Annotated in this window: 25 protein-coding genes; 17 read left to right on the plus strand and 8 right to left on the minus strand. The window is 75.4% G+C overall.

Annotated elements, in window-relative coordinates; genetic code table 11:
- Nucleotides 1–12: 12 nt before the first annotated feature.
- Together ACI79X_RS18765 and ACI79X_RS18770 are read right to left on the minus strand one after the other, a co-directional pair.
- Complete coding sequence (locus ACI79X_RS18765) at nt 13–549, minus strand: LytR C-terminal domain-containing protein (RefSeq protein WP_457026934.1); 537 nt, start codon at nt 547–549, stop codon at nt 13–15.
- Between the two features lie 85 nt (nt 550–634).
- A complete protein-coding gene (locus tag ACI79X_RS18770; RefSeq protein WP_457026935.1) occupies nt 635–1678 on the minus strand; it encodes a phosphotransferase family protein in 1044 nt (347 codons plus the stop codon).
- Nucleotides 1679–1969: 291 nt separating this feature from the next.
- Between ACI79X_RS18770 and ACI79X_RS18775 the strand changes: the two genes are divergently transcribed.
- The 7 genes from ACI79X_RS18775 (at nt 1970) to ACI79X_RS18805 (ending at nt 6614) form a co-directional block, all read left to right on the plus strand.
- Nucleotides 1970–2272 (plus strand): DUF4193 domain-containing protein, encoded by a 303-nt coding sequence (locus ACI79X_RS18775; protein ID WP_336033166.1) that lies wholly within the window; start codon nt 1970–1972, stop codon nt 2270–2272.
- A gap of 124 nt (nt 2273–2396) precedes the next feature.
- The gene (locus ACI79X_RS18780; protein ID WP_457026936.1) at nt 2397–3281 is read left to right on the plus strand and encodes a hypothetical protein; all 885 of its coding nucleotides are present in this window, start codon (nt 2397–2399) and stop codon (nt 3279–3281) included.
- A gap of 23 nt (nt 3282–3304) precedes the next feature.
- Entirely contained in the window at nt 3305–3784 is a 480-nt protein-coding gene (gene dut, locus ACI79X_RS18785) for a dUTP diphosphatase (protein ID WP_457026937.1), read from the plus strand.
- Between the two features lies 1 nt (nt 3785).
- On the plus strand, nt 3786–4550 hold the full coding sequence (locus ACI79X_RS18790) for a DUF3710 domain-containing protein (RefSeq protein WP_457026938.1): 765 nt from the start codon (nt 3786–3788) through the stop codon (nt 4548–4550).
- The gene (locus ACI79X_RS18795; protein WP_457026939.1) at nt 4547–5332 is read left to right on the plus strand and encodes an alpha/beta hydrolase family protein; all 786 of its coding nucleotides are present in this window, start codon (nt 4547–4549) and stop codon (nt 5330–5332) included. Before ACI79X_RS18790 ends, ACI79X_RS18795 begins: the two co-directional genes overlap by 4 nt.
- Nucleotides 5329–5706 carry an OB-fold nucleic acid binding domain-containing protein gene (locus ACI79X_RS18800; protein WP_457026940.1) on the plus strand — a complete coding sequence of 126 codons (378 nt, stop codon included), beginning with the start codon at nt 5329–5331 and terminating at the stop codon, nt 5704–5706. Before ACI79X_RS18795 ends, ACI79X_RS18800 begins: the two co-directional genes overlap by 4 nt.
- A complete protein-coding gene (locus ACI79X_RS18805) occupies nt 5703–6614 on the plus strand; it encodes a DUF3159 domain-containing protein (protein WP_457026941.1) in 912 nt (303 codons plus the stop codon). The genes ACI79X_RS18800 and ACI79X_RS18805 overlap by 4 nt, the downstream gene beginning before the upstream one ends.
- Here ACI79X_RS18805 and ACI79X_RS18810 read toward each other — a convergent pair.
- From ACI79X_RS18810 to ACI79X_RS18820, 3 genes are all read right to left on the minus strand, one after another.
- The gene (locus ACI79X_RS18810; protein ID WP_457026942.1) at nt 6611–7498 is read right to left on the minus strand and encodes an alpha/beta fold hydrolase; all 888 of its coding nucleotides are present in this window, start codon (nt 7496–7498) and stop codon (nt 6611–6613) included. The genes ACI79X_RS18805 and ACI79X_RS18810 overlap by 4 nt on opposite strands.
- Before the next feature lie 130 nt (nt 7499–7628).
- On the minus strand, nt 7629–8294 hold the full coding sequence (locus ACI79X_RS18815) for a potassium channel family protein (RefSeq protein ID WP_457026943.1): 666 nt from the start codon (nt 8292–8294) through the stop codon (nt 7629–7631).
- Entirely contained in the window at nt 8294–8959 is a 666-nt protein-coding gene (locus ACI79X_RS18820) for a potassium channel family protein (protein WP_457026944.1), read from the minus strand. The genes ACI79X_RS18815 and ACI79X_RS18820 overlap by 1 nt, the downstream gene beginning before the upstream one ends.
- 160 nt (nt 8960–9119) lie before the next feature.
- Between ACI79X_RS18820 and ACI79X_RS18825 the strand changes: the two genes are divergently transcribed.
- The 5 genes from ACI79X_RS18825 (at nt 9120) to ACI79X_RS18845 (ending at nt 13851) form a co-directional block, all read left to right on the plus strand.
- Nucleotides 9120–11159, plus strand: a complete 2040-nt coding sequence (locus ACI79X_RS18825) for an APC family permease (protein ID WP_457026945.1) — start codon at nt 9120–9122, stop codon at nt 11157–11159.
- Between the two features lie 43 nt (nt 11160–11202).
- Complete coding sequence (locus tag ACI79X_RS18830; protein ID WP_457026963.1) at nt 11203–12492, plus strand: class I SAM-dependent RNA methyltransferase; 1290 nt, start codon at nt 11203–11205, stop codon at nt 12490–12492.
- A gap of 47 nt (nt 12493–12539) precedes the next feature.
- Nucleotides 12540–13136: a histidine phosphatase family protein gene (locus tag ACI79X_RS18835; RefSeq protein ID WP_457026946.1), complete on the plus strand. Its 597-nt coding sequence runs from the start codon at nt 12540–12542 to the stop codon at nt 13134–13136.
- The gene (locus ACI79X_RS18840) at nt 13133–13360 is read left to right on the plus strand and encodes a DUF4177 domain-containing protein (protein ID WP_457026947.1); all 228 of its coding nucleotides are present in this window, start codon (nt 13133–13135) and stop codon (nt 13358–13360) included. The genes ACI79X_RS18835 and ACI79X_RS18840 overlap by 4 nt, the downstream gene beginning before the upstream one ends.
- A gap of 122 nt (nt 13361–13482) precedes the next feature.
- Nucleotides 13483–13851 (plus strand): hypothetical protein, encoded by a 369-nt coding sequence (locus tag ACI79X_RS18845; protein WP_457026948.1) that lies wholly within the window; start codon nt 13483–13485, stop codon nt 13849–13851.
- A gap of 84 nt (nt 13852–13935) precedes the next feature.
- Here the strand turns inward: ACI79X_RS18845 and ACI79X_RS18850 are convergent, their stop codons facing one another.
- Nucleotides 13936–15120, minus strand: a complete 1185-nt coding sequence (locus ACI79X_RS18850) for an ROK family protein (RefSeq protein ID WP_457026949.1) — start codon at nt 15118–15120, stop codon at nt 13936–13938.
- A 206-nt stretch (nt 15121–15326) separates the two neighbouring features.
- On the opposite strand from ACI79X_RS18850, the gene dxs reads away from it, so the two are divergent.
- Together dxs and ACI79X_RS18860 are read left to right on the plus strand one after the other, a co-directional pair.
- Nucleotides 15327–17249: a 1-deoxy-D-xylulose-5-phosphate synthase gene (gene dxs, locus ACI79X_RS18855; protein ID WP_457026950.1), complete on the plus strand. Its 1923-nt coding sequence runs from the start codon at nt 15327–15329 to the stop codon at nt 17247–17249.
- Nucleotides 17246–17548, plus strand: a complete 303-nt coding sequence (locus tag ACI79X_RS18860) for a thiamine-binding protein (RefSeq protein WP_457026951.1) — start codon at nt 17246–17248, stop codon at nt 17546–17548. Before dxs ends, ACI79X_RS18860 begins: the two co-directional genes overlap by 4 nt.
- A 161-nt stretch (nt 17549–17709) precedes the next feature.
- On the opposite strand, the gene ACI79X_RS18865 is transcribed toward ACI79X_RS18860, so the two are convergent.
- Nucleotides 17710–19794: a 3-hydroxyacyl-CoA dehydrogenase NAD-binding domain-containing protein gene (locus ACI79X_RS18865; protein WP_457026952.1), complete on the minus strand. Its 2085-nt coding sequence runs from the start codon at nt 19792–19794 to the stop codon at nt 17710–17712.
- Nucleotides 19791–20996, minus strand: coding sequence for a thiolase family protein (locus ACI79X_RS18870; RefSeq protein WP_457026953.1), 1206 nt, complete (start codon nt 20994–20996; stop codon nt 19791–19793). Before ACI79X_RS18870 ends, ACI79X_RS18865 begins: the two co-directional genes overlap by 4 nt.
- 243 nt (nt 20997–21239) lie before the next feature.
- Here ACI79X_RS18870 and ACI79X_RS18875 point away from each other — a divergent pair, with 243 nt between their 5' ends.
- The 3 genes from ACI79X_RS18875 to ACI79X_RS18885 all read left to right on the plus strand — a co-directional run bounded on the left by ACI79X_RS18875 (nt 21240) and on the right by ACI79X_RS18885 (nt 24498).
- Nucleotides 21240–22343 (plus strand): sugar ABC transporter substrate-binding protein, encoded by a 1104-nt coding sequence (locus ACI79X_RS18875; protein ID WP_457026954.1) that lies wholly within the window; start codon nt 21240–21242, stop codon nt 22341–22343.
- A 74-nt stretch (nt 22344–22417) separates the two neighbouring features.
- Complete coding sequence (locus tag ACI79X_RS18880; RefSeq protein WP_457026955.1) at nt 22418–23215, plus strand: ATP-binding cassette domain-containing protein; 798 nt, start codon at nt 22418–22420, stop codon at nt 23213–23215.
- Complete coding sequence (locus ACI79X_RS18885; RefSeq protein WP_457026956.1) at nt 23215–24498, plus strand: sugar ABC transporter permease; 1284 nt, start codon at nt 23215–23217, stop codon at nt 24496–24498. The genes ACI79X_RS18880 and ACI79X_RS18885 overlap by 1 nt, the downstream gene beginning before the upstream one ends.
- The last annotated feature ends 14 nt before the right edge of the window (nt 24499–24512 follow it).

Here is a 24512-nt window from a genome sequence, read left to right on the forward strand (position 1 = left end):
GGACGGGGTCCTTCAACAGGCGGCCTCGGCGCTGGCGATCGGCGTGAGCGTCGCCGCGACCTCCTCGGGCGTGGCGAGCGCCTGGAACTCGGGCCCGATCACCAGGTCGACCGTGGCGGTGGCCCGGGTGTCGAGCAGGTCGCCGGCGCCGGGGAGGAACAGCGCCAGGTAGCGGGCCGCGTCGTTGCCCCGCGGGCCGTGCCGCACCTCGCCGGTGCCGGTGACCTCGCGCTCGGTGGGGTCGTTGGCGATCTCCTCGACGACGAACCCGCGGGCCTGCAGCTCGGCGGCGACGGTGTTGGCCAGCCCGCCGCGGTCGGTGGCGTTGTAGACGCGGATCGACAGCGTGCTGGGGTCCAGCGACGGCGGCGCGGCGGCGGCCGTCTCGCAGGCGGCCTCGGCGGCGTCGGCGCGCGCCCCGGCGTCCTGGAAGACCTTCCACCACACGCCCAGCGCGGCCAGCGCCAGCACCAGCAGGAAGACCAGGGGAGGCAGCAGCCGGCGGTCCCTGCGGCGGCGCACCGGCGGGCTGTCGGTGCTGGTGCTCACGCTCGTCCTCCTCGGCGCCGACCCGCCACGGACCGGCGGGCCGTGCGGGGTCGGATCGGCCGGAGTCTAGGGGCGGCCGGGCGGCTCAGAGGGCACCGTCGTCGAGCGCGGCGCGTCCCAGCTCGACGCACGGGTCGATGCGGTCGGCGTAGCCGGAGGTGTCCTTGCCGGCCATCGCACCGGCCGCCGAGCGGGCGACGATGCCGGCGACGATCGCGGCGAACTTGAAGAAGGCGAAGCCCACGTACCAGTTCAGGTCGTCGAGGCCGACGCCGGCGCGCTGCGCGTAGCGCTCGGCGATCTCCCGGCGGGTGGGGAAGCCGGGCAGCGTCGTCACGGGGGACAGGACCGGGCGCGTCTCGCCGGCCTCGGGCCAGTAGACGAACAGCATCCCGATGTCGGTGAGCGGGTCGCCCAGCGTCGACATCTCCCAGTCCAGGACCGCCCGGATGCCGCCGGGCCGCTCGGGGTCGAGCAGGCAGTTGTCGAGGCGGTAGTCGCCGTGCACGATCCCGGTGCGCTGCGTCTGCGGCACCGTCTCGGCCAGCCGCGCGGCGAGGGCGTCCATGCCGGGCCGGTCGCGGTCGCGCGTGGCGTCCCACTGCTTGGTCCAGCGGCGCACCTGCCGGGCCAGGAAGCCCTCGGGCCGGCCGAAGTCGTCGAGGCCCACCGAGGAGGGGTCGACGGCGTGCAGCTGCGCCAGCACGTCGATCAGGCCGTCGCCGATCTGCCGCCGCAGCTCCGGGGTGTCGGCGTAGCCCTCCGGGATCGCGTCGACGACGTGCAGGCCGACGACGCGCTCCATCACGTAGAACGGCGCGCCGAGGACCTCCGGGTCGGTGCACAGGTGCAGCGTCCGCGGCACCGGGACCGGCGTCGGCCCGAGCGCGCTGATCACCCGGTGCTCCCGGGCCATGTCGTGGGCGGTGGCCAGCACCGCGCCCGTGGGCGGGCGCCGCAGGATCACCGCGTCGTCGGCGGACCCGCCCGCGGGCGTGACGACGTACGTGAGGTTGGACATGCCGGCCGCGACGAGGTCGACGGTCACCTCCCGCCAGCGCTCGTCGCCGAGGGCTGCGGCGAGGTACGGACCGACGACGGTGGGGTCAGCTCCCACGGCACTCGACACGCGCCGCAGGGTAACCTCCGGCACTCCGCTCCCCGACCCGCCCGTCCGGGCCCCGATCCGCGGCCCAGGAACGGCCGATGTGTCCCGTGCCCGCGCGTGGGCACAAACCGGGACCGCACGGCGTTGGGGGGCTGCCGGTCCGGCGCGGACGGCCCCCCGGGGTCGTCCGGCAGCCGGTCCGGACACAGTCCAGCGGCCGCCCCGTGCGGCCGGCCAGGACGCCGGCGGCCACCGCCGCCGGCGCTCGCCGCGGGCGCGCCCGCGAACGACCCCGGAGGAGGGGCACACCCCATGGCCACCGACTACGACGCCCCGCGCCGCAACGAGGCCGACGAGCTCGGCGAGGACTCCCTCGAGGAGCTCAAGGCCCGGCGCGCCGAGGCGCAGTCCAGCTCGGTCGACGTCGACGAGACCGACTTCAACGAGAGCCTCGAGCTGCCCGGCGCCGACCTGTCCAACGAGGAGCTGACCGTCCGCGTCCTGCCCAAGCAGGAGGACGAGTTCACCTGCTCGCGGTGCTTCCTCGTGCAGCACCGCAGCCGCCTGGCCGCCAGCCGCGGCGGCGAGAACTACTGCCGCGACTGCGCGGCCTGATCCGCCGCCCGATCGGCGGCATGACCGGCGACGGCGTGCGGCGGGACGCACGGGGAGGGAGCAGACGATGACCGAGCACACGAGGCGGACGGCTGCGCCCAGGGACGTCCCGCCGCCGCGGCCCGTGCAACGGGTCGAGGGGCCGGCGCCGGAGGAGACCGGCGCCGGCTGGCTCGATGCCGACACCGGTCTCGGCCGCGCCGCCCGGGCGCTCGCCGACGCGGTCTCCGGGCTGCTCGGCGGCGACACCGACGCCGATGCCGATGCCGACCGCGCCCCCGGCGCCACCCCGCCCGGGGAGGGGCGCCGCTCGACGGCCGGCCTGCTGCGCGACGTCGTCGGCGCGGTCGCGTCCGCCGCCGCGTCCACCGCCGCGTCCGCCGGTCGCCGGCAGGAGCCGGCCGAGGCGGGCGACGACGACTCCCGCGGCCCCGGCACGGTCCTCGGCGAGCTGCTCGCCGCGGCCGCGCCCCGGCTACCCATCCGCGACGCGGCCCGGATCCGCGCCGCCCACCCCGGGCGCTCGGACGAGGAGATCGCCGACGCGCTCACCACCCGGGCGGCGCGGATGACCGCCGCCGTCGGCGCGGCCACCGGCGGGCTGTCGGCGGCGCACTGGTTCGCGCCGCCGTCGCTGGTGGCCCTGCCGCTCGAGCTCGGCGCCGAGACGCTGCTCACCGCCGCCGTCGAGGTGGTGCTGCTCGGCGAGCTGCACGAGCTGTACGGGCGCCCGGCGCCCGGCAGCGACCGCGAGCGGGCCGCCGCCTACCTCGCGAGCTGGACCTCCCAGCGCGCCGTGGAGGGCGGTGCCCGCCAGGGGATGGGCACCGTGCTCGGCACCGCGGGCTTCCGGGCGCTGCGCCGCCGCCTGTCCCGCCGGCTGGCCCGCAACCTCGGGTCGGCCGCGCCGCTGCTCGTGGGCGCCGCACTCGGCGGCCGCGGCAACCTCAAGGCGACCGAGACCCTCGCCCGGCGCGTCCGGTCCGACCTGCGCCGCCGCGACGCCTGAGCACCGCGGTTAGGGTCGCCGTCGTGCCCGAGCCCGCCCCTGCACCCCCTCCGCTCGACGTCCCGGTGCGGCTCACCGGCGACGGCGCGCAGCCGCCCCGCTACGCCCTCCCCGGCGACGCGGGCGCGGACCTGACGCTGGCCGAGGACGTCGTCCTGGCGCCGTTCCAGCGGGCGCTGGTGGGCACCGGCGTGGCCGTGGCGATCCCCGAGGGGTATGCCGGGTTCGTGCACCCGCGCTCGGGCCTGGCCCACCGGCACGGGCTGAGCCTGGTCAACGCGCCGGGCACCATCGACGCCGGCTACCGGGGGGAGATCAAGGTGAACCTGGTCAACCTCGACCCCGAGACGCCGCTGACCCTGCGCCGCGGCGAGCGGGTCGCCCAGCTGGTCGTGCAGCCGGTGGTGCAGGCGCGCTTCGTGCCGGTCGAGGAACTGCCGGCCAGCGTCCGCGGCGAGGCCGGTCACGGTTCCACCGGCCGGGCCGCGGGAGAGGAGGCCTGAGATGCCCTTCGGACGACGGCGCAACCGGATCGACCGCAGCCTGCGCGAGCGCGGGGTGCCGCCCGAGCCGCAGCACCGCGAGCGCGACGTGGAGGAGACCTCCGGGCCCTGGGACGCCGCCGACGCGCCCGACGACGGCCGGCCCCGCATCGACCTCGGCGCGCTGCGGCTGCCCGCGCTGCCGGGCACGGAGCTGCGGGTCGACCTCAACCAGCAGCAGAAGGTCATCGGCGCGACGCTGCGCTACGGCGACTCGCTCCTGCAGCTGTCGGCGTTCGCCGCGCCGCGTGCCGCCGGCATCTGGGACGACGTCCGCGCCGACCTCGCCCGCAGCGCGTCGGGCCAGGGCGGGCGGCTGACCGAGGTCGAGGGCCCGTTCGGCCCCGAGCTCGCCGGGAGCGTCGTGGTCACCCCGGCCGCCCAGCCCGGTGGCCCGCCGCCCAAGCCGCAGCGCCGCGCGGCCCGCTTCCTCGGCGTCGACGGCCCGCGGTGGTTCCTGCGCGGCATGATCAGCGGCCCGGCGGCGGAGAGCCCCGAGGCCGCGGCCGTGCTGGAGGAGGCGTTCCGCCAGGTGGTCGTCGTCCGCGGCACCGACCCGATGCCGGTGCGCGAGCAGTTGCCGCTCACCCTCCCGGCCCAGGCCGCCGAGCAGCTGGCCCGCCAGCAGCAGGCCGCCCAGGCCCAGGGCGGACAGGCCCAGGGCGGGCAGGCGCCGGCGGTCCGGCCGCAGGCCCCGCGGACGCCGCCCGCGGGCCCGCCCGCGTGAGCACCCGCACCCTCGCCTACGGCCCGCACCCCGACCAGTTCCTCGAGCTGACCCTCCCCGACGGGGACGGGCCGGCGCCCGTGGTGGTCGTGCTGCACGGCGGCTTCTGGCGGGCCGCGTACGGCGTCGAGCTCGCCCGGCCGCTGGCCGCCGACCTGGCCGCGGCCGGGTCCGCCGCCGTCGCCGTCGAGTACCGGCGCCTGGGCAGCGGCGGCGGGTGGCCCGCCACGCTGGAGGACGTCGCCGCCGCGATCGACGCCCTCGCCGGCGAGGCGGGGCTCGACCTCGGCGACGTCACCGTCGTCGGTCACTCCGCCGGCGGTCACCTGGCCGCCTGGGCCGCCGGCCGCGGGCGGCTGCCCGAGGGCGCCCCCGGCGCCGCGCCGCGGGTGCGGGTCACCGCCGCGGTGCTCCAGGCCGGCGTGCTCGACCTCGAGCGCGCCGCGGAGCAGGAGCTCGGCCGCCGCGCGACGCAGGAGTTCCTCGGCGGGGAGCCCGGCGAGGTGCCCGGCCGCTACGCCGCGGCCGACCCGGTGCGGCTGCTGCCCACCGGTGCCGACGTGCTGTGCGTGCACGGCACCGGCGACGACGTCGTCCCGCCCGAGCAGAGCGGGCGCTACGCCGCGGCCGCCCGCGCGGCCGGCGACCGGGTCGAGGTGCGCCACGTGCCGGGCGGGCACCGCGACCCGATCGACCCGGCGGGGGAGGGCTGGGCGGTCGTCCGGAACTGGCTGCGGGAGCGCGCCGCAGCGCGCCGTGACCGCACTACCCTGGAGCCGTGACACAGACGCGTCCCGGTGGCTGGCTCGCGCGCAGGCTGCAGCGGCTGACCGCCGACGACTCCACGCTCGACGCGCAGGAGCTGCGCGCCGAGGCCGACCGCGCCGGCTGCGAGCCGGTGAGCTCCTGTCGCAAGGGGGCGGTGGTCACGGTGACGGGGCGGCTGAAGTCGGTCGTCTACACCCCGCGCGAGACCGTCCCCACGCTGGAGGCCGAGCTGTTCGACGGCTCGGGCTCGGTCACCCTCGTGTGGCTGGGCCGGCGGCGCATCCCCGGCATCGAGCCGGGCCGCACGCTCACCGCGCGCGGGCGCTTCGCCAACTTCGACGGCCGCAAGGTCATCTACAACCCCTGGTACGAGCTGAGCGCCGGGTGACCTCCCCGGCCGACGACGACGGCCGGCGCGACCCGGGGGGAGCAGCACCGCAGGAGCAGACCGGGGACGCCGGCAGCGGCCTGACCTTCGACCGCCACCTGGTGCTCGAGCAGCTCGGCGGCTGGCGCGGGATGGTCGACGCGACGCTGCCCACGGTGGCGTTCATCGTCGCCAACGCGATCGGCGACCTGCGCACCGGCATCTGGTGCGCGATCGGCGCGGCGCTGCTCGTCGTGGTCTTCCGGCTGGTGCGGCGGGAGAGCCTGCAGCAGGCCTTCAGCGGCCTGTTCGGCGTCGCCGTGGCCGTCGCCATCGCCGCCGCCTCCGGGCAGGCGCGCAACTACTTCGTCCCCGGCATCATCCGGAACGCCGTCATCGGCGTGGTGCTGCTCGGGTCGGTGCCGCTGCGCTGGCCGCTGGTCGGCGTGCTCGCCGAGTTCCTCGCGCCCAGCCACCTGGGGTCGATGGCCGCGCACTCGCTGCCCGGCCTGCGCCGCCGCGTCGACACGGCCCGCGCCCGGCTGCACCACCAGCCGCCGCCCCCCGAGCCCCCGCCGGGCGCCCGCCCGGCCGACCCCGAGCCCGAGCGGCACTGGCGCGACGACCCGCGGGTGGTGCGCGCCTACGGCTGGCTGACCGTCATGTGGGCGGTCACCTTCCTGCTGCGGGTGGCGGTGCAGACACCGCTGTACCTCGCCAACGAGGAGGACCTGCTCGGCGTCGCCTCGCTGGTGCTCGGCCTGCCGGTCACCGCCGCGGCGCTCGCGGTGACCCTGTGGGTGGTCGCCCGGCTGCACCGGCACCGGGTGGAGACCGATGGAGGACCTCGTCCTCCCCGCCCTCCGCAGGTCCTCGGCGGGTCCCTGGACGAGGCCGGGAGAGCCGAGCACGAGGGCCCCGCGCGCTAGGCGGAGCGGCGGACGAACTCCACCGTCGCGGCGTCGACCTCCGCCGGGTGCGAGGCGCTGAGGAAGTGCCGCCCGCCGTCGACGACGCGCAGCTCGGCGGCCGGGCTGCCGGTGAACAGCCGGATCTCCCGCTCGGCGTTGGCCACGGAGTAGACGGTGTCCTCGGTGCCGTGCAGCCACAGCACCGGGCACCGGACGTCGTCGAGCCGCGCGTGCAGGCCGTCGCGGTCGCGGAGGTTGACCGTGCTCAGCCGCAGGCGCCGGCGCCCGTCGTCGCCGGCGTAGTGCTCCTGGTGCCGGGCGTGCCAGAAGGCCCGCTCCTCATCCGTCACGTCGGGCCCGAGGCCCTCGGCGAGGACGGCGTCGACCAGCTCGGTCGGGATCACCCAGTCCTCGCCGACCGGCTCGGCGAGGGCGTCGATCGCCGGGCTGCAGAAGGCGACGCCGTCCCAGCAGCCCAGGTCGCGGCTGCGCGGGCTCTCGGCGTCCATGGAGGTCCCGAGCACGACGATGCCCCGGACGCTGCGCGGCGCCAGCAGCGCCATCCGCGCGGCGATCCAACCGCCCTGCGAGGTGCCCAGGACGAACGCCTCGCCGACGCCGAGCGCGTCGAGGACCTGCAGGGCGGCGAGCGCGGTGTCCCAGTAGGTGAAGTGCGCGTACCCGGCGCGGGTGCGGCCGTGGCCGTAGGGCTCGACGGCCAGCAGGTTCGCCGCGGCGGTGAGCTCCCCGTCGGCGAACTGCGGGCGGTAGAGGTCGGCGGACGTGGTGAAGGAGTTGACCAGCACCACGGTGGGCCGCGACGGGTCGAGGGGACCCGCGGTCCGGTACCCGACGGTCGAGCCGCCCAGGTGCGGCACGGCAACGGTCTGCGTCTCGCTCATCGAGCCCTCCTCGCCGGTGCCCGGCGGCCGTCCGCCCGGACCGGCGCCATCGTGGCCGCGCGCCTCGACGTCGGTCAACGGGCGCGGGTCAGCGGCGGGGGGTCACCGGCAGGGGGTCACCGGCGGGGGGTCACGTCCCGGCGGGGGAGAGCACCTGCTGCAGCTGCTCCTCGACGTCGGCGTGCGTGATGAACAGCAGCTCGTCGCCGACCTCGAGCGGCTCGTCGGGTGTGGGGGTGATGACCCGGTCGCCGCGCAGCATCGCCGTCAGCACCGTCTCCCGCGGCAGCGGCACCTCCCGCAGCGGCCGGCCGGCCCAGGGGGTGTCCTCGGCGAGGGTGATCTCCACCAGCGTCGCCGCGCCCTTGCGGAAGCTCATCAGCCGGACGACGTCGCCGACGGTCACCGCCTCCTCCACCAGGGCGGCGAGCACGCGCGGGGTGGAGACGGCGACGTCGACGCCCCACGCCTCGGTGTAGAGCCACTCGTTGCGCGGGTCCTTGACCCGGGCGACGACGCGGTTGACGGCGAACTCCGTCTTGGCCAGCAGCGACACGACCAGGTTGGCCTTGTCGTCGCCGGTGGCGGCCACCACGACGTCGCAGGTGGCCAGCTGGGCCTCCTCGAGGGAGGACACCTCGCAGGCGTCGGCCTGCACCCACTCCGCGCCGGGCACCGAGCGGGCGCGCACCTTGCGCCCGTCCTTCTCGATGAGCATCACGGTGTGCCCGTTGGACAGCAGCTCCCCGGCGATCGACCGGCCGACCGCGCCGGCGCCCACGATGGCCACGCGCATCAGGCCCTGCCTCCCTCGGGGGACTCGATGGTCTGGTGCACGCGGTCGGAGATCTCGTCGGTGGCCGCGACGACGAGCTGGTCGCCGTCCTGCAGCACGGTCGACGGCGTGGGGAGCTGCGCGTCGCCGAAGCGCACCAGCCAGGCCGCGCGGGCGCCGGAGGCGGCCTCGAGCTCGGCGAGCTTGCGGCCCACCCAGGCGTCGGTGACCGTCACCCGCATCAGCAGCACCTTGCCGGTGGGCTCGCGCCACAGCTCGCTGACCTTGACCGACAGCAGCTCGCGCAGCAGCCGGTTCACCGTCCAGGGCACCGTGGCCACGCTCGGGATGCCCATGCGCTCGAACACCTCGGCGCGCTTGGAGTCGTAGATCCGGGCGACGACGTGCTGGACGCCGAAGGTCTCCCGGGCCACCCGCGCGCTGATGATGTTGGAGTTGTCGCCGCTGCTGACCGCGGCGAAGGCGCCGGCCGAGTCGATGCCGGCGTCGAGCAGGACCTGCCGGTCGAAGCCCAGGCCGGTGACCTGGCGCCCGCTGAACTCCGGTCCCAGCCGGCGGAACGCCTCGGGGTCCTGGTCGATGACGGCCACGCTGTGGCCGATCTGCTCCAGGCGCCGGGCGATCGCCGAGCCGACACGGCCGCAGCCCATGACGACCACGTGCACGTGTGGCTCCCTCGGTCCTCGTGGCCGCGGACCGTCCGCCCGCGTGCCGGGCGCGAAGCTACACCCGCTCCGGGACGCGGGGCGCCCGCTCCCCACCCGGGTGGGCGAGCCGCCCGGCGCGTGCGGCACCGGGTGCCCCGGCGTCCGTACCATCGCCGCCGTGCCCAAGCTGTCCGACCTCGGGCAACTCCCGAAACGGCTCGTCCTGGGCCGACCGGTCCGCAGTGACCGGGCCGGCGAGTCGCTGCTCCCGAAGTCCCTCGCGCTGCCGATCTTCGCCAGCGACCCGCTCTCCTCGGTGGCCTACGCCACGCAGGAGATCCTCATCGTCCTGACCCTCGCGGGGACGGCGTTCCTCTTCCTGGCCCCGTGGCTGGCCGTCGTCGTCGTGCTGCTGCTCGCGACGGTGGTGCTGTCCTACCGCCAGGTGGTGCACGCCTATCCCTCGGGCGGTGGCGACTACGAGGTCGCGATGAAGAACCACGGCCAGTTCGCCGGGCTGACGGTGGCCAGCGCGCTGCTGGTCGACTACGTGCTCACCGTGGCCGTGTCGGTGTCGGCCGGCACCGACAACATCATCTCGGCGTTCCCGTCGCTCAACGAGCACCGCGTGCTCATCGCCGTCGGCCTGGTCGCCCTGCTGGCCGCGACCAACCTGCGCGGGGTCCGGGAGTCGGGCAAGACGTTCGCCGTCCCGACCTACCTGTTCGTGGCCGGGATCATGGTGATGATCGTCACCGGGCTGATCCGCGACTTCTTCACCGCCTCCCCGGTGGTCGCCGAGAGCGCCGCCTGGTCGGTCCTCCCCGAGGACGGCTACGACAACCTGGGCGGCGTCGCGCTGGTGTTCTTCGCGCTGCGCGCCTTCGCCTCCGGGTGCACCGCGCTCACCGGCGTGGAGGCGATCGCGAACGGCGTCCCCGCCTTCCGGCCGCCCAAGTCGCGCAACGCCGCGACGACGCTCGCGCTCATGGGCGGCATCGCGGCCACGATGTTCGCCGGCGTCACCGCGCTGGCCCTGCTCGGCGACGTCCGGTACGCGGAGAACACCTGCGACCTCGTCGGCTTCCCCGGGAACTGCGAGACCGACCCGCAGCGCACCGTCATCGCCCAGCTCGCGGCCGCCACCTTCGGCGGGGACACCTCGGTCGGCTTCTTCTACATCCAGGCGGCCACCGCGCTGGTCCTCATCCTCGCCGCCAACACCGCCTTCAACGGCTTCCCGCTGCTGGGCTCGGTGCTCGCGCAGGACCGGTTCCTGCCCCGCCAGCTGCACACCCGCGGCGACAAGCTCGTCTACAGCAACGGCATCCTGCTGCTGGCCGGCTTCGCGGCGCTGCTCATCGTCGCCTTCGAGGCCGACCCCAACCGGCTGATCCAGATGTACATCGTCGGGGTCTTCACCAGCTTCTCGATCGGCCAGTGGGGCATGGTCCGGCACTGGAACCGCGAGATCCGGCTGTCCGACGACGCGGCCGAGAAGCGGCGGATGCGCCGCTCGCAGGTCATCAACACCATCGGCGGCAGCCTGACCTCGATCGTGCTGGTGATCATCGTGATCACCAAGTTCACCCGCGGCGCCTACCTGGTCATCCTCGTGATGCCGGTGCTGTTCCTGCTCATGAAGGCGATCAACCGGCACTACTCGCACGTCGCCGAGCAGCTCGTCCCCGACAGCGACGCCCGGCTGCTCCCCAGCAAGGTGCACGCGATCGTGCTGGTCTCCAAGGTGCACAAGCCGACGCTGCGGGCGCTGGCCTTCGCGCGCGCCACCCGGCCCGACGTGCTCACCGCGCTCACGGTCAACGTCGACGACGCCGACACCCGCGGGCTGCAGGCCGACTGGGACCGCTACGACATCCCCGTCCCGCTCACCGTGCTGGAGTCCCCGTACCGGGAGATCACCCGGCCGGTCGTCGACTACGTCAAGGCGATCCGCCGGGCCAGCCCGCGCGAGCTGGTCATCGTGTTCGTGCCGCAGTACGTGGTCGGGCACTGGTGGGAGAACGTGCTGCACAACCAGAGCGCGCTGCGGCTGCGCGCCCGGCTGCAGTTCCAGCCCGGCGTCATGATCACCACGGTGCCGTGGCAGCTGGAGAGCTCGGTCGGCCGGGACCCCGACGGCCGCGAGGGCCCGATGCCCGGCGACCTGCGCCGCGGCCTCACCGACGACCAGGTCGAGGCCACGCCCTATGGGTAAGGACCCCGCTGCCCCCCACCGCTCGCACGCTCGCGGCGGGCCCCTGCAGCGCGGCCGTTCCAGCACGTCACCTGACCGGGGTGCGGGGTGGACCGGCCGGGAGTTCGAGGTCGCCGTCGGGCCGGTGGCGCACGGCGGGCACTGCGTCGCCCGGCACGAGGGGCGCGTCGTCTTCGTCCGGCACGCACTGCCGGGGGAGCGGGTCGTCGTCCGGGTCACCGAGGACCGCCAGCCCGGCTACTGCCGCGCCGACGCCGTCGAGGTGCTCGAGGCCGCGCCCGACCGGGTGGAGCGGCCCTGCCCGTACAGCGGGCCCGGGCGCTGCGGCGGCTGCGACTGGCAGCACGTGTCCTGGGAGGGGCAGCGCCGGCTCAAGGCCGACGTCGTCCGCGAGCAGCTCACCCGGCTCGGCCGGCTCGACGCCGCCGACCCGCTGCTGACCGGCCTCGCCGTCGAGCCGCTGCCCGGTGGGCCGCTGCGCTGGCGGTCGCGGGCGCGCTTCGCCGTCGACCGGGACGGCGCGCCCGGGCTGCGCCGGCACCGCTCGCACGACGTCGTCGTCCTCGACGACTGCCCGATCACCGTGGAGCCCGCCGCCCGCGCCGTGCTCGCCCGCCGCTGGCCCGGAGCCGGCGCGGTCGACGTCGCGGTCGACTCCGCCGGGACGGTCACCACCACCCGGCTCGACCGGCGCGGCGCCCCCACCTCCACCCGCGTGCTCGCCGCCGGGCAGGACGTGCCCGTCGAGCCCGCCGGGCGGGCCGGGCGCCGGGCCGCCGGGCGCGACTGGGAGGTCGAGGGCACCGGCTTCTGGCAGGTGCACGAGTCCGCCGCCGACGCACTGGTCGCCGCGGTCACGGAGCTGGCCGGCGCCCGGCCGGGGGAGACCGTCCTCGACCTGTACGCCGGGGCGGGCCTGTTCGGCGGGGCGCTCGCGCCGTCGGTGGGGGAGTCCGGGCGGGTGGTCTGCGTGGAGGCCGACTCCGAGGCGTGCGCGGCCGCGGAGGCCAACCTGGGCGGGCTGCCGCAGGCCGAGGTCTGGCAGGGCGAGGTGGACGCCGAGGGGCTCACCGGCCTGCTCGAGGAGCTGGGCGGCGCCCCCGACGTCGTGGTGCTCGACCCGCCGCGCGCCGGCGCCGGCCCCGCGGTGAGCCGGGTGGTCGCGGGCACCGGGGCGCGCGCCGTCGTCTACGTCGCCTGCGACCCGGCGTCGCTGGGCCGCGACGTCGCCGCGCTCGCCGGCGCCGGGTACCGCCTCGCCGCGCTGCGGGCCTTCGACGCCTTCCCCATGACCGCGCACGTGGAGTGCGTCGCGCTGTTCGTGCCGGCCTGAGGACGCCGGGGCCCCCACAGCGGCCCGCGGCGCGGTAGGCACCGGGCGTGCGGGTCCACGTCGTCACCCATCCCGAGGTCCGGGTCGACCCGGCCGTCCCCGTGCCCGACTGGGGCCTGTCCGACGCCGGCCGCGCGCGCCTGGCGCACCTGGTCGCCCTGCCGTGGGTGCCGGAGCTGACCCGGATCGTGTCCAGCGCCGAGCGCAAGGCCCGGGAGACGGCGGCCGCGCTCGCGGAGGTCACCGGCCTGCCGGTCGGCGTCGACCCGGAGCTGGGGGAGAACGACCGCTCGGCCACCGGCTTCCTGCCGCCCGCGGAGTTCGAGGCGACGGCGGACGCGTTCTTCGCCCGGCCCACCGAGAGCGTGCGCGGCTGGGAGCGGGCGGTCGACGCGCAGGCGCGGGTGGTGGCCGCGGTCGCGCGGGCGGCCGAGGGGGCGACCGGCGACGTCGCCGTCGTCTGCCACGGCGGGGTCGGCACGCTGCTGCTGTGCGCCGTGCTGGGCGTGCCGATCGACCGCCGCTGGGACCAGCCCGGCCAGGGCAGCGTCTGGTCCCACGACCCCGCGACGGGGGCGGGTGCCGGTCCGTGGACCCGGCTCGGGCCGGGCGGTACGGAGCCGGTCGCTACGGTGGGACCGTGACCACCTGGGAGTACGCCTCGGTCATCACGGCCAACGACGCCGAGTCGCAGCGCGCGGGGGTGAGCGTCAAGCTCCCCGGCGGCAGGCTCGAGCGGCAGCAGGGGGACACCAGCTCGGTGCTCAACCGGCTCGGCGGCGAGGGCTGGGAGCTGGTCAGCTACCACTCCAGCGGCGCCGGGACCTGGGGGTTCGAGCAGTTCTGGCTCAAGCGCCCGATCAGCTGACTACGAAGGGTGGGAGGACCACCCCTCCCCCCACGCCTCGCAGGCTCGGCGCGGGCCCCTGAGGGATGGCCGCCCCGGCCCGCCGGTTCGAACACGCGTTCGACATCCGGCAGACTGCCGGTGTGGGAGCGAGCGTGCCGCCGGGCTGGCCGGAGCAGGTCCGGCCGCCGGGCGCGCCGGACTGGGAGCGCTCCGCGGTCACCTGGCTGTTCGACCTCGTGCCGCCGGACTACCGCGCCCACGAGGTGCTCCGCCGCTACCCGGTGCTGCTCGCCCGCATGGCCGCCGACCACGTCGGCGCCGGGCTGGAGGCCGCCCGGGCGGGCTGGCGGACGGTGCGGGTGGAGCTCGCCGACCACCTGCCGCCCGAGGCGATGGAGGCCGCCGTCGCGGCCTACGAGCGCGAGGGTGCCCGGCTGGCGGCGGCCGCCCGCGGGGTGACCGTGGTCGCCGGCGCGCTGCGCGGCGAGGTGTGGGTGCCCCGGCTCTGACCGTCCGGGCCGCGGCTCCGACCGTCCGGGCCGCGGGATGCGGCACCCGGGGGCCCGGACGATCGGCACGGACCCCCGGGGCCCTCAGCCGGTGAGCCGGTCGGCCTCCCGGAGCGCGACCGCCACGGCGCCGAGCACCTCCGCGCGCGCCCCCAGCGAGCCGGGGACGACGGTGAGCTGCTCGGCGGCGGCGGGGATGGCGGACTGGGCGAGCGCGCGGCGCAGCGGTTCCACCAGCAGGTCGCCGGCGGTGCCGAGCTCGCCGCCGACGACGATGCGGTCGGGGTTGAGCACGTTGACCAGCCCGCCGAGGACGACGCCCACCGACGTGCCCGCGTCGGCGATCAGCCGCCGGCAGACCTGGTCGCCGTCCTGCGCGCCGGCCACCAGCGAGCGCAGGTCGGTGTAGTGCGGCGCGGCGGTGCGGATCGCGCGCAGCAGCGCGCTGCCGCCGGCGGTCAGCTCGAGACACCCGCGGTTGCCGCAGCGGCACAGCGGCCCGGCGGGGTCGAGGCTGACGTGCCCCATCTCCCCGGCGGTGCCGGAGGTGCCGCGCAGCAGGCCGCCGTCGAACACCAGCGCGCCGCCGACGCCGGTGGCCATCTTCAGGTAGATCGTGGAGCGGGAGCCGGTCCCGGCGCCCCAGCGCACCTCGGCGAGCGCGCCGAGGTTGGCGTCGTTCTCCACCACCACCGGCATGCCCAGCCGCTCCTGCAGCGCCGGCCCGGGGGTGCGGCCGGACCACGTCGGCAGGATGTTGGAGCGGACGACGGTGCCCCGGCTGCTCGCCGAGCGCCCGACCACCGGCGTGGGCAGCCCGACGACGCCGCCGACGACGTCGCAGGTGCAGGCCCCCACCCGCGCCAGCTCCTCCTCCACCTGCCCGGCGACCGTGTCGAGGACGGCGTCGGCGCCGAGGTCGGCCACCGGCAGGGAGGTGACCTCCTCGGCCACGATGCGGTGGGACAGGTCGGCGACGGCGGTGCGCACGTGGGTGCGCCCGATGTCCATGCCGACGACGAGCCCCGCCCGGCGGGTGAGCTGCACGAGGCCCGCGGGGCGCCCGCCGGTCGGCAGGGCGTCGGAGGGGTCGGCGGGGGCGACCAGCCCGCGGTCGACGAGCTCGGAGACGTAACCGGACACCGTCGCCCGGGACAGGCCGGTCTGCTCCACCAGCTGGGCGCGGGTGGCGGGGCCGGTCACCCGCAGCGCCTCGACCAGCCGGCGCGAGGGCCCGGTCAGGTCGGGCAGCCACGGCCGGGGGTCCATCCCGTGATCGTGAGCACACGGTCGCCTTCTGTCAATCACCGACGGAACGGGCGTCCTCCCGCGGGGTGCCGGGGTCGGCGGGCGACGGAACGGTCCGCCCGGCTCCGCTTCGCCAGGAGGGAGCACCCGTCGCGCGACTACAGTGGGTCGGCGGCCCCGTCGACGAGCCGTGTCCCTGCCGCCGACAGAGAGGACGACGCCGCGCCGTGTCGCTCCTGCGCTCGCTCCGCGACCCCGCCGACCTCCGGGCGCTGCCCGCCGAGCGGCTGCCCGCGCTGGCCGCGGAGATCCGTGACGCGCTGGTCACCAGCGTGGCCCGCACCGGCGGTCACCTCGGCCCCAACCTCGGCACCGTCGAGCTGACCATCGCCCTGCACCGGGTGTTCGAGTCGCCGCGCGAGCCGATCGTCTTCGACACCGGCCACCAGGCGTACGTGCACAAGATGCTCACCGGCCGCGTCGAGGGCTTCGACCGGCTGCGCCAGCGCGGCGGGCTCTCCGGCTACCCGAGCCGCGCCGAGAGCGAGCACGACTGGGTGGAGAACAGCCACGCCTCCACCGCCCTGTCCTACGCCGACGGGCTCGCCAAGGCCCACGCCGTCCGCGGGGACAAGCGGCCCGTGGTCGCCGTCGTCGGCGACGGCGCGCTCACCGGCGGCATGGCCTGGGAGGCGCTCAACAACATCGCCGCGGCGAAGGACCGCCCGGTGGTCATCGTCGTCAACGACAACGGCCGGTCCTACTCGCCGACCATCGGCGGGGTGGCCGACGCCCTGGCCAGCCTGCGGCTGCGGCCGGGCTACGAGCAGGCGCTGCTGGCCATCCGCCAGGCCCTCCACCGGGCACCGGTGGTGGGCTCGGCGCTCTACGACGCGCTGCACGGGCTGAAGAAGGGCGTCAAGGACGTCCTGGCGCCGCAGGGCATGTTCGAGGACCTCGGCCTCAAGTACGTCGGCCCGGTCGACGGCCACGACGTCGAGGTCCTGGAGTCCGCGCTGCGCCGCGCCCGCTCCTTCGGCGGCCCGGTGATCGTGCACGCGGTCACCACCAAGGGCTTCGGCTACCCGCCGGCCGAGACCGACCAGATCGACGCCTGGCACGCCACCGGGGTCTTCGACCCCGACAGCGGCGCGAGCCCCGCCGTCGCCCGCGACTGGACGACGGCGTTCTCCGACGAGCTGGTGCGCATCGGCGCCGAGCGGGCCGACGTCGTCGCGGTCACCGCGGCGATGCTGCACCCCACGGGCCTGGCCGCCTTCGCCGAGCGGTACCCCGAGCGCACGTTCGACGTCGGCATCGCCGAGCAGCACGCGCTCACCTCCGCCGCGGCCATGGCGATGGGCGGGCTGCACCCCGTGGTCGCCGTCTACTCGACGTTCCTCAACCGCGCCTTCGACCAGCTGCTCATGGACGTCGCGCTGCACCGCCAGCCGGTCACCGTCGTCCTCGACCGGGCCGGGGTCACCGGCACCGACGGCGCCTCGCACAACGGCATGTGGGACATGTCGATCTGCTCGGTCGTGCCGGGCCTGCGCCTGGCCGCGCCGCGCGACGAGCCCACGCTGCGCGAGGCGCTGCGCGAGTCGCTGGACGTGACCGACGGGCCCACGGTCGTGCGGTTCCCCAAGGGCACGCCGCCGGTCGACATCCCGGCGCTGGAGCGGCGCGGCCCGGTCGACGTGCTGCGCCGCGGCGAGCGCGACGACGTGCTGCTGGTCGCCGTCGGCTCGATGGTGCCGACGTGCCTCGCCGCCGCCGAGCGGGCCGCCGACCACGGCATCGGCGTCACCGTCGTCGACCCGCGCTGGGTCGTGCCGGTGCCCGCCGAGCTGGTGGAGCTGGCGGGGGAGCACCGGCTGGTGGTCACCGTCGAGGACGGTGGCCGCGCCGGTGGCGTGGGCACCCTGCTCAGCCGCGAGCTGCAGGACCGGGAGGTCGACGTCCCGGTGCGCACCCTCGGCCTGCCGCAGGCGTTCCTCGAGCACGGCAGCCGCGGGCAGGTGCTCGCCGACGCCGGCCTCACCGAGCAGGACGTCGCCCGGCGCATCGCCGAGTGGACCGCGGTGGTCACCGAGCGGGCCGAGGGGCAGCCGGCGGCCGTCGAGCCGGTCGACGGCGCCCAGCAGTGACCGGGCGGGTCCCCGGGCAGGTGATCGCCGAGATCCAGGTCGCGCCCTCGCCGGCCGGCACGCCCGACGACCCCCACGCCTTCGTGGAGGCCGCCGTCCGGGTCATCCAGGCCTCCGGCCTGCACTGCGAGGTCGGGGCGCTGGGCACCACGCTCGAGGGCGACGCCGACGCAGTGTGGGCCACGCTGCGGGCCGCGCACGAGGCGATGCTGGCCGCGGGTGCCACCAGCGGCATCTCGCACGTCAAGGTCGCCTCGGTCGACCGCACGATCGAGAGCCTCACCCGCAAGTTCCGCTGAGCCCCCCGCACGATCAGGCCGCCTGGTCGTGCTGCGTCCTGGCTCACCGCCGGACGTGCGGCAGGACGCGCCGCGGTGAGCCAGGACGGCGCCAGGACGGCCCCGCGACGACGGACGGCCCGGGCCCCACGTGGGGACCCGGGCCGTCGTCGTCAGCGCCCTCAGGCGGGGAGGCTCGCCACCCCGCGCGGCAGGAACCGCTGGCCGGTCACCTTCTCGGAGACCCCGGCGCGGTCGAGGTACGCGGAGATGCCGCCCAGCCAGAACGGCCAGCCGGCGCCGAGCAGCATGCACAGGTCGATGTCCTGCACGGCCGCGACGACGCCCTCGTCGAGCATCAGCCGGATCTCCTCGGCCAGCGCCTCCACGGCCCGCTCGCGCACCTGCTCCTCGGGAAGCGGGGAGTCGCCGGCATCGATGCCCTCGAGCTCGGGGTCGACGACGCCCGGCTCGGAGTACACCGACGTCTTGCCCAGCTCGACCATCTTCTTGAGCCCCTCGCCGACGGTGAACCGGTCGGGGAAGGCCTCGTGCATCCGCTCGGCCACGTGCAGGGCGACCGGCGGGCCGACCAGCGTGAGCAGCTCGAACGGCGACATGGGCAGGCCCAGCGGGTCCAGCGCGCGGTCGGCGACGGCCACCGGCGTGCCCTGCTCCACGGCCGAGGTGACCTCACCGAGGAAGCGGGTGAGCAGCCGGTTGACGACGAACGCCGGGGCGTCGGCGGTGAGCACGCAGGACTTCTTCAGCGCCCTGCCGACGGCGAAGGCGGTGGCCAGCGCGGCGTCGTCGGTCTGCTCGGCGCGCACGACCTCCAGCAGCGGCAGGACCGCCACCGGGTTGAAGAAGTGCAGGCCCACGACCCGCTCGGGGTGCTCGAGCTTCGAGGCCATCTCGGTGACCGACAGCGCCGAGGTGTTGGTGGCCAGCACGCACTCGGGGGAGACGACGGCCTCCACCTCGGCGAACACCTGCTGCTTGACCGACATCTCCTCGAACACGGCCTCGATGACGAGATCGGCGTCGGCGAAGACGTCCTTGGACAGCGAGCCGCTCACCAGGCCCTTGAGCCGGTTGAGCCGGTCGGGGCCCAGCCGCCCGCGCTGCGCGACCTTGTCCAGCTCGCCGTGGACGTAGGCCACGCCCTTGTCGACGCGCGCCTGGTCGATGTCGGTGAGCACGACCGGCACCTCGAGCTGCCGCACGAACAGCAGCGCGAGCTGGCTGGCCATGAGGCCCGCCCCGACGACGCCGACCTTGCCGACCTTCCGCGCCAGGCCCTTGTCCGGGGCGCCGGCCGGCCGCTTGGCCCGCTTGTTGACCAGGTCGAACGAGTACAGGCTCGCCCGCAGCTCGTCGCTCATCAGCAGGTCGGTGAGCGCGGAGTCCTCCGCGGCGGTGCCGGCGGTGAACGCCTCGCCGTCGACCCCGTGGCGGGCGAGGTCCAGCAGCTCGACGGCGCGCAGGGCGCCGGGGGAGGCGTTGCGGGTCCGCCCGGCCACGATCGCCCGGGCTCGCTCGATCGCGCCGTCCCAGGCCGACCGGTCCACCTCGGGCCGCGCGACCGTCACGTCGCCGTCCAGGACGCCCACGGCCCACTCGAGCGAGCGCTCGAGGAAGTCGGCGGGCTCCAGGACGACGTCCGCGATGCCGAGCTCCGCCGCCTTCGGCGCGGGCGTCATCCTGTTCTGGGCCAGCGCGTTCTCGACGACCACGGTGACGGCCGGGTCGATGCCGATGAGGTCCGGCAGCAGCTGCGTGCCGCCCCAGCCGGGCACCAGGCCGAGGAACACCTCGGGGAAGGCGACCACCGCGGTGGAGGCGATCGTCCGGTACCGGCAGTGCAGCGCCAGCTCCAGCCCGCCGCCGAGCGCCACGCCGTTGACGAAGGCGAACGTCGGGACGGCCGCGTCCTTGAGCCGCCGGAACACCCGGTGGCCGGTCTCGGCGATCTCCCGGGCGGCCGCGGCGTCGGTCACGGCGGGGACGCCGGAGAGGTCGGCGCCCACGGCGAAGACGAAGGGCTTGCCGGTGACGGCGATCGCCGCCGGTGCCGGGGTGTGCGCCGCGATCTTGTCCAGCGCCGCGTCCAGGGACGCGAGCCCGCCGGGCCCGAAGGTCGACGGGCGGGTGTGGTCGTGCCCGTTGTCCAGGGTGATGAGCGCGAGCTCACCGGACAGCCCCGGAAGGGTCAGGAACCGGACCTTGGCCTCGGTCACGACCTCGTTCTCGAAGACGGCGGTCACTTCGACGCCCCTTCCCAGTTCGGGTTCTCCCAGATGACGGTGGCGCCCATGCCCAGGCCCACGCACATGGCGGTCAGGCCGTAGCGGACGTCCGGCCGCTCGGCGAACTGCCGCGACAGCTGGGTCATCAGGCGCACGCCCGAGGACGCCAGCGGGTGGCCGACGGCGATCGCGCCGCCCCACGGGTTCACGCGCGGGTCGTCGTCGGCGATGCCGAAGTGGTCGAGGAAGGCCAGCACCTGGACGGCGAAGGCCTCGTTGAGCTCGAACAGGCCGATGTCGTCGATGGTCAGGCCGGTACGGGCCAGCGCGCGCTCGGTCGAGGGGACCGGGCCGACGCCCATGACCTCGGGCTCGACGCCCACGAACCCGTAGCCGACCAGCCGCATGCCCGCGGTGAGGCCGAGCTCCTGCGCGACCTCCTCGGCGGCGAGGATGCAGCCGGTGGCGCCGTCGTTGAGGCCCGCGGCGTTGCCGGCGGTCACGTGCCCGTGCGGGCGGAACGGCGTCTTGAGCGTCGCCAGGCCCTCCAGCGTGGTGCCCGGGCGCGGCGGCTCGTCGGCGGTGGCCAGGCCCCAGCCCTGCTCGGCCGAGCGGGTGGCGACGGGCACCAGCTCCGGGCCGATCTGCCCGTTGGCCAGCGCCTTGGCGTACCGCTGCTGGCTGGCCAGGGCGAACGCGTCGGCGCGCTCCTTGGTCAGGTGCGGGAACCGGTCGTGCAGGTTCTCGGCGGTGGAGCCCATGACCAGCGCCGAGCCGTCGACGAGCTTCTCGCTGAAGAACCGCGGGTTCGGGTCGGCGCCCTCGCCCATCGGGTGGCGGCCCATGTGCTCCACGCCGCCGGCGATGGCGACGTCGTACGCGCCGAAGGCGATGCCGCTGGCGGTGGTGGTGACGGCGGTCATCGCGCCGGCGCACATGCGGTCGATCGCGTAGCCGGGCACCGACTTCGGCAGCCCGGCCAGCAGCGCGGCGGTGCGCCCGATGGTCAGCCCCTGGTCACCGATCTGGGTGGTGGCGGCGATGGCCACCTCGTCCACGCGGTCGGCCGGGAGGGACGGGTTGCGGCGCAGCAGCTCGCGGATGACGCGGACGACGAGGTCGTCGGCGCGCGTCTCGGCGTAGATGCCCTTCGGGCCGGCCTTGCCGAAGGGGGTGCGCACGCCGTCGACGAAGACGACCTCGCGCAGCGAGCGGGACATGGGACCTCCGCAGCGGGAACGGGAACCGGCGCGGGCAGGCGCGCGGCCACCCGAGAAGTTACCCGTCGGTAACAGCTCGACCAAGCGCGACCCGGTCCCGGAGGGGCAGGAACCTCACCCGTCCGGAGTGGTCGAGGTCACGGTCCGGCAACGTCGGGGGGGTGCCCTTGCACCGCCTGTGACGCGGCGCGCATAGTGACCGCCGCACTTCTGCGTATTCCCGACGGAACGGTGGACACATCCATGGCGCGACGGCGCACCACGATGACGGCCCTCGCGGCCGCCCTGGTCTTCAGCCTCGCTGCTTGCGGCAGCGACGACAGCGGTAGCGGCGGCAGCGGTGGCGGCGGCGGTGGCGGCGAGGCCGCCGGCAAGGTCGGCGTCATCCTCCCCGACACCGAGTCCTCCCCCCGCTGGGAGAGCGCGGACCGCCCGCTGCTCGAGGCGGCCTTCGAGGACGCCGGTGTCGAGTACGACATCCAGAACGCCGAGGGCGACGCCCAGCGCATGGCGACCATCGCCGAGCAGATGATCACGGAGGGCGTCACCGTCCTCGCGATCGTCAACCTGGACTCCGCCTCGGGCGCCCAGATCCAGCAGCAGGCCGCCCAGCAGGGCGTGGCGACGATCGACTACGACCGGCTCACCCTGGGTGGCTCGGCCGAGTACTACGTCTCCTACGACAACACCGAGGTCGGCCGCCTGCAGGGCCAGGGCCTCGCCGACTGCCTCGAGGCCGGCGGCGTCACCCAGGGCAACATCGCCTTCCTCAACGGCTCGCCCGACGACAACAACGCCACGCTGTTCGCCGACGGCGCGCACGAGATCCTCGACCCGCTGACCCAGTACACGCAGGTCGCCGAGCAGGCCGTCCCGGGCTGGGAGCCCGACCAGGCCGCCACGATCTTCGAGCAGATGTACACCCAGGCCGGCGGCAACATCCAGGGCGTCGTCGCCGCCAACGACACGCTCGCCAACGCCGTGATCCAGACGCTGGCCCGCAACGGCCAGGCCGGTCAGGTCCCGGTCACCGGCCAGGACGCCTCGGTCGAGGGCCTGCAGAACATCCTCGCCGGCAACCAGTGCATGACCGTCTACAAGTCGGCGGCCGAGGAGGCCGGCGCCCTGGCGGAGCTCGCCATCGCGCTGATCAACGGTGACGAGGCCGAGACCACCGGCACCGTCGAGGACGTCGAGGGTGGCCGCGAGGTCCCGTCGGTCCTGCTCACCCCGGTGACCATCACCCGCGACAACGTCGGTGACGTCGTCGAGGACGGCCAGGTGACCGCCGAGGAGCTGTGCACCGGCGAGTTCGCTGCCGACTGCCAGGAGCTGGGCATCTCCTGACCCCCTCCCTGCGGGGCGCCTCCTGACATCCTCAGGAGGCGCCCCGCAGGCGCGTTTTCCGAGAGAGGACCGCCATGACCGATCCGCAGGCGGGCGAGGGGACCCCGATCCTCGAGCTCCGCGGTGTCACCAAGAGCTTCGGCGCCATCCAGGTGCTGCACGGGGTCGACCTGAAGGTCTACCCCGGCCAGGTCACCGCCCTCGTGGGCGACAACGGTGCCGGCAAGAGCACGCTCATCAAGTCGATCGCCGGCATCCACCCCATCGACGGTGGGGAGATCCGGTTCGAGGGCAAGCCGGTGACCGTCACCGGTCCGCGGGACTCCGCGGCCCTCGGTATCGAGGTCGTCTACCAGGACCTCGCGCTGGCCGACAACCTCGACGTCGTCCAGAACATGTTCCTCGGCCGCGAGCGCAAGCGCGGCATCCTGCTCGACGAGGCCTCCATGGAGGCCGCCGCCCGCGACACGCTGGCCAAGCTGTCGGTCCGCACCCTCAAGTCGGTCCGCCAGCTCGTCTCCAGCCTCTCGGGTGGCCAGCGGCAGACCGTGGCGATCGCCAAGGCCGTGCTGTGGGAGTCGAAGGTCGTCATCCTCGACGAGCCGACGGCGGCCCTCGGTGTCGCGCAGACCCGGCAGGTGCTCGACCTCGTGCGCCGGCTGGCCGACACCGGCCACGCCGTCGTGTTCATCTCCCACAACATGGTCGACGTCTTCGAGGTGTCCGACCGCGTGGCCGCGCTGTACCTGGGCCGCATGGCCGCCGACGTGCCGATCAGCACCGTCGACCGCGGCCAGGTCATCGAACTGATCACCGCCGGCCGCTCGGGCAACCTGGGCATCGCGCCGGCCGTCGCCGAGGCGAGCATCTGATGAGCAACCCCGTCTCCACCACCAAGCCCGAGCCGTCCGGCGCCGCGCCGGCCGGCTTCGAGGCCGACCGCCCGGACAACAGCGTCTCCGGCGTCGTCCGCGGCTACGTCGACAAGGTCCGCGGCGGTGACCTGGGTGCCCTCCCGGCCGTCCTCGGCATCATCGCGCTGGGCCTGCTGTTCTTCGCCCTGCGGCCGAACACCTTCCTGACGCCCCTCAACATCAGCAACCTGCTGGTGCAGGCGGTGCCGATCACCCTGCTCGCGATGGGCCTGGTGTTCGTCCTGCTCCTCGGCGACATCGACCTGTCGGCCGGCGTCGTCAGCGGCGTGTGCGCCGCGGTGCTGGCCCAGTTGCTGGCCCAGGCCGGGGCGCCCTGGTACGTGGCGATCCTCGCCGCGTGCGCCGCGGGTGCGCTCATCGGCCTGTTCACCGGCACGCTGGTCGGGGTGGTCGGCATCCCGTCGTTCGTGGTGACCCTGGCGCTGTTCCTGGCGTTCCAGGGCGTGACGCTGCGGATCATCGGCCAGGGCGGCACGATCCCGGTGCGCGACGAGGTCGTGCAGGGCATCGCCAACCGGAACCTGCCGGTCACCCTCGGCTGGATCCTCACCGCGGTGGCGATCCTGCTCTACGCCGCCATCCAGCTGAACCGCTGGCGGGTGCAGAAGGCCCGGGGGCTGGCGCACCAGCCGCTCGCCGTCGTCGTCGCCCGGTGCGTGCTCATCGGCGTCATCCTCATCGCGGTGACGGCGATCCTGAGCGTCGACCGGGCGCTGTCGGCGGCCGTCGACCTCGAGGGCATCCCGTACGCGGTGCCGCTGGTGGTCATCCTGCTGCTGCTGCTCACCTTCGTGCTGAGCCGCACCAGCTTCGGCCGCCACGTCTACGCCGTCGGCGGCAACGCCGAGGCCGCGCGCCGGGCCGGCATCAACGTCACCAAGATCCGCGTCCTGGTGTTCGTGCTGTCCTCCACGATGGCCGCGATCAGCGGCATCGCCGCGGCGTCCCGGCTGGCCTCGGTCACCGCGGCGTCGGGTGCCGGCAACACGCTGCTGTACGCGGTGGGTGCCGCCGTCATCGGTGGCACCAGCCTCTTCGGTGGCCGGGGCCGGGTGCGCGACGCGGTCCTCGGCGGCCTGGTCGTGGCGATCATCGCCAACGGCCTGGGCCTGCTCGGTGTCGAGGCCTACCTGAACTTCATCATCACCGGTGGAGTGCTGCTGCTGGCCGCCAGCGTCGACGCGCTGGCCCGGCGGCGGGCCGCGGCGACGGGGCACTAGCACCGTCGTCCACG

The sequence above is a fragment of the Geodermatophilus sp. SYSU D01119 genome (genome assembly GCF_054049975.1).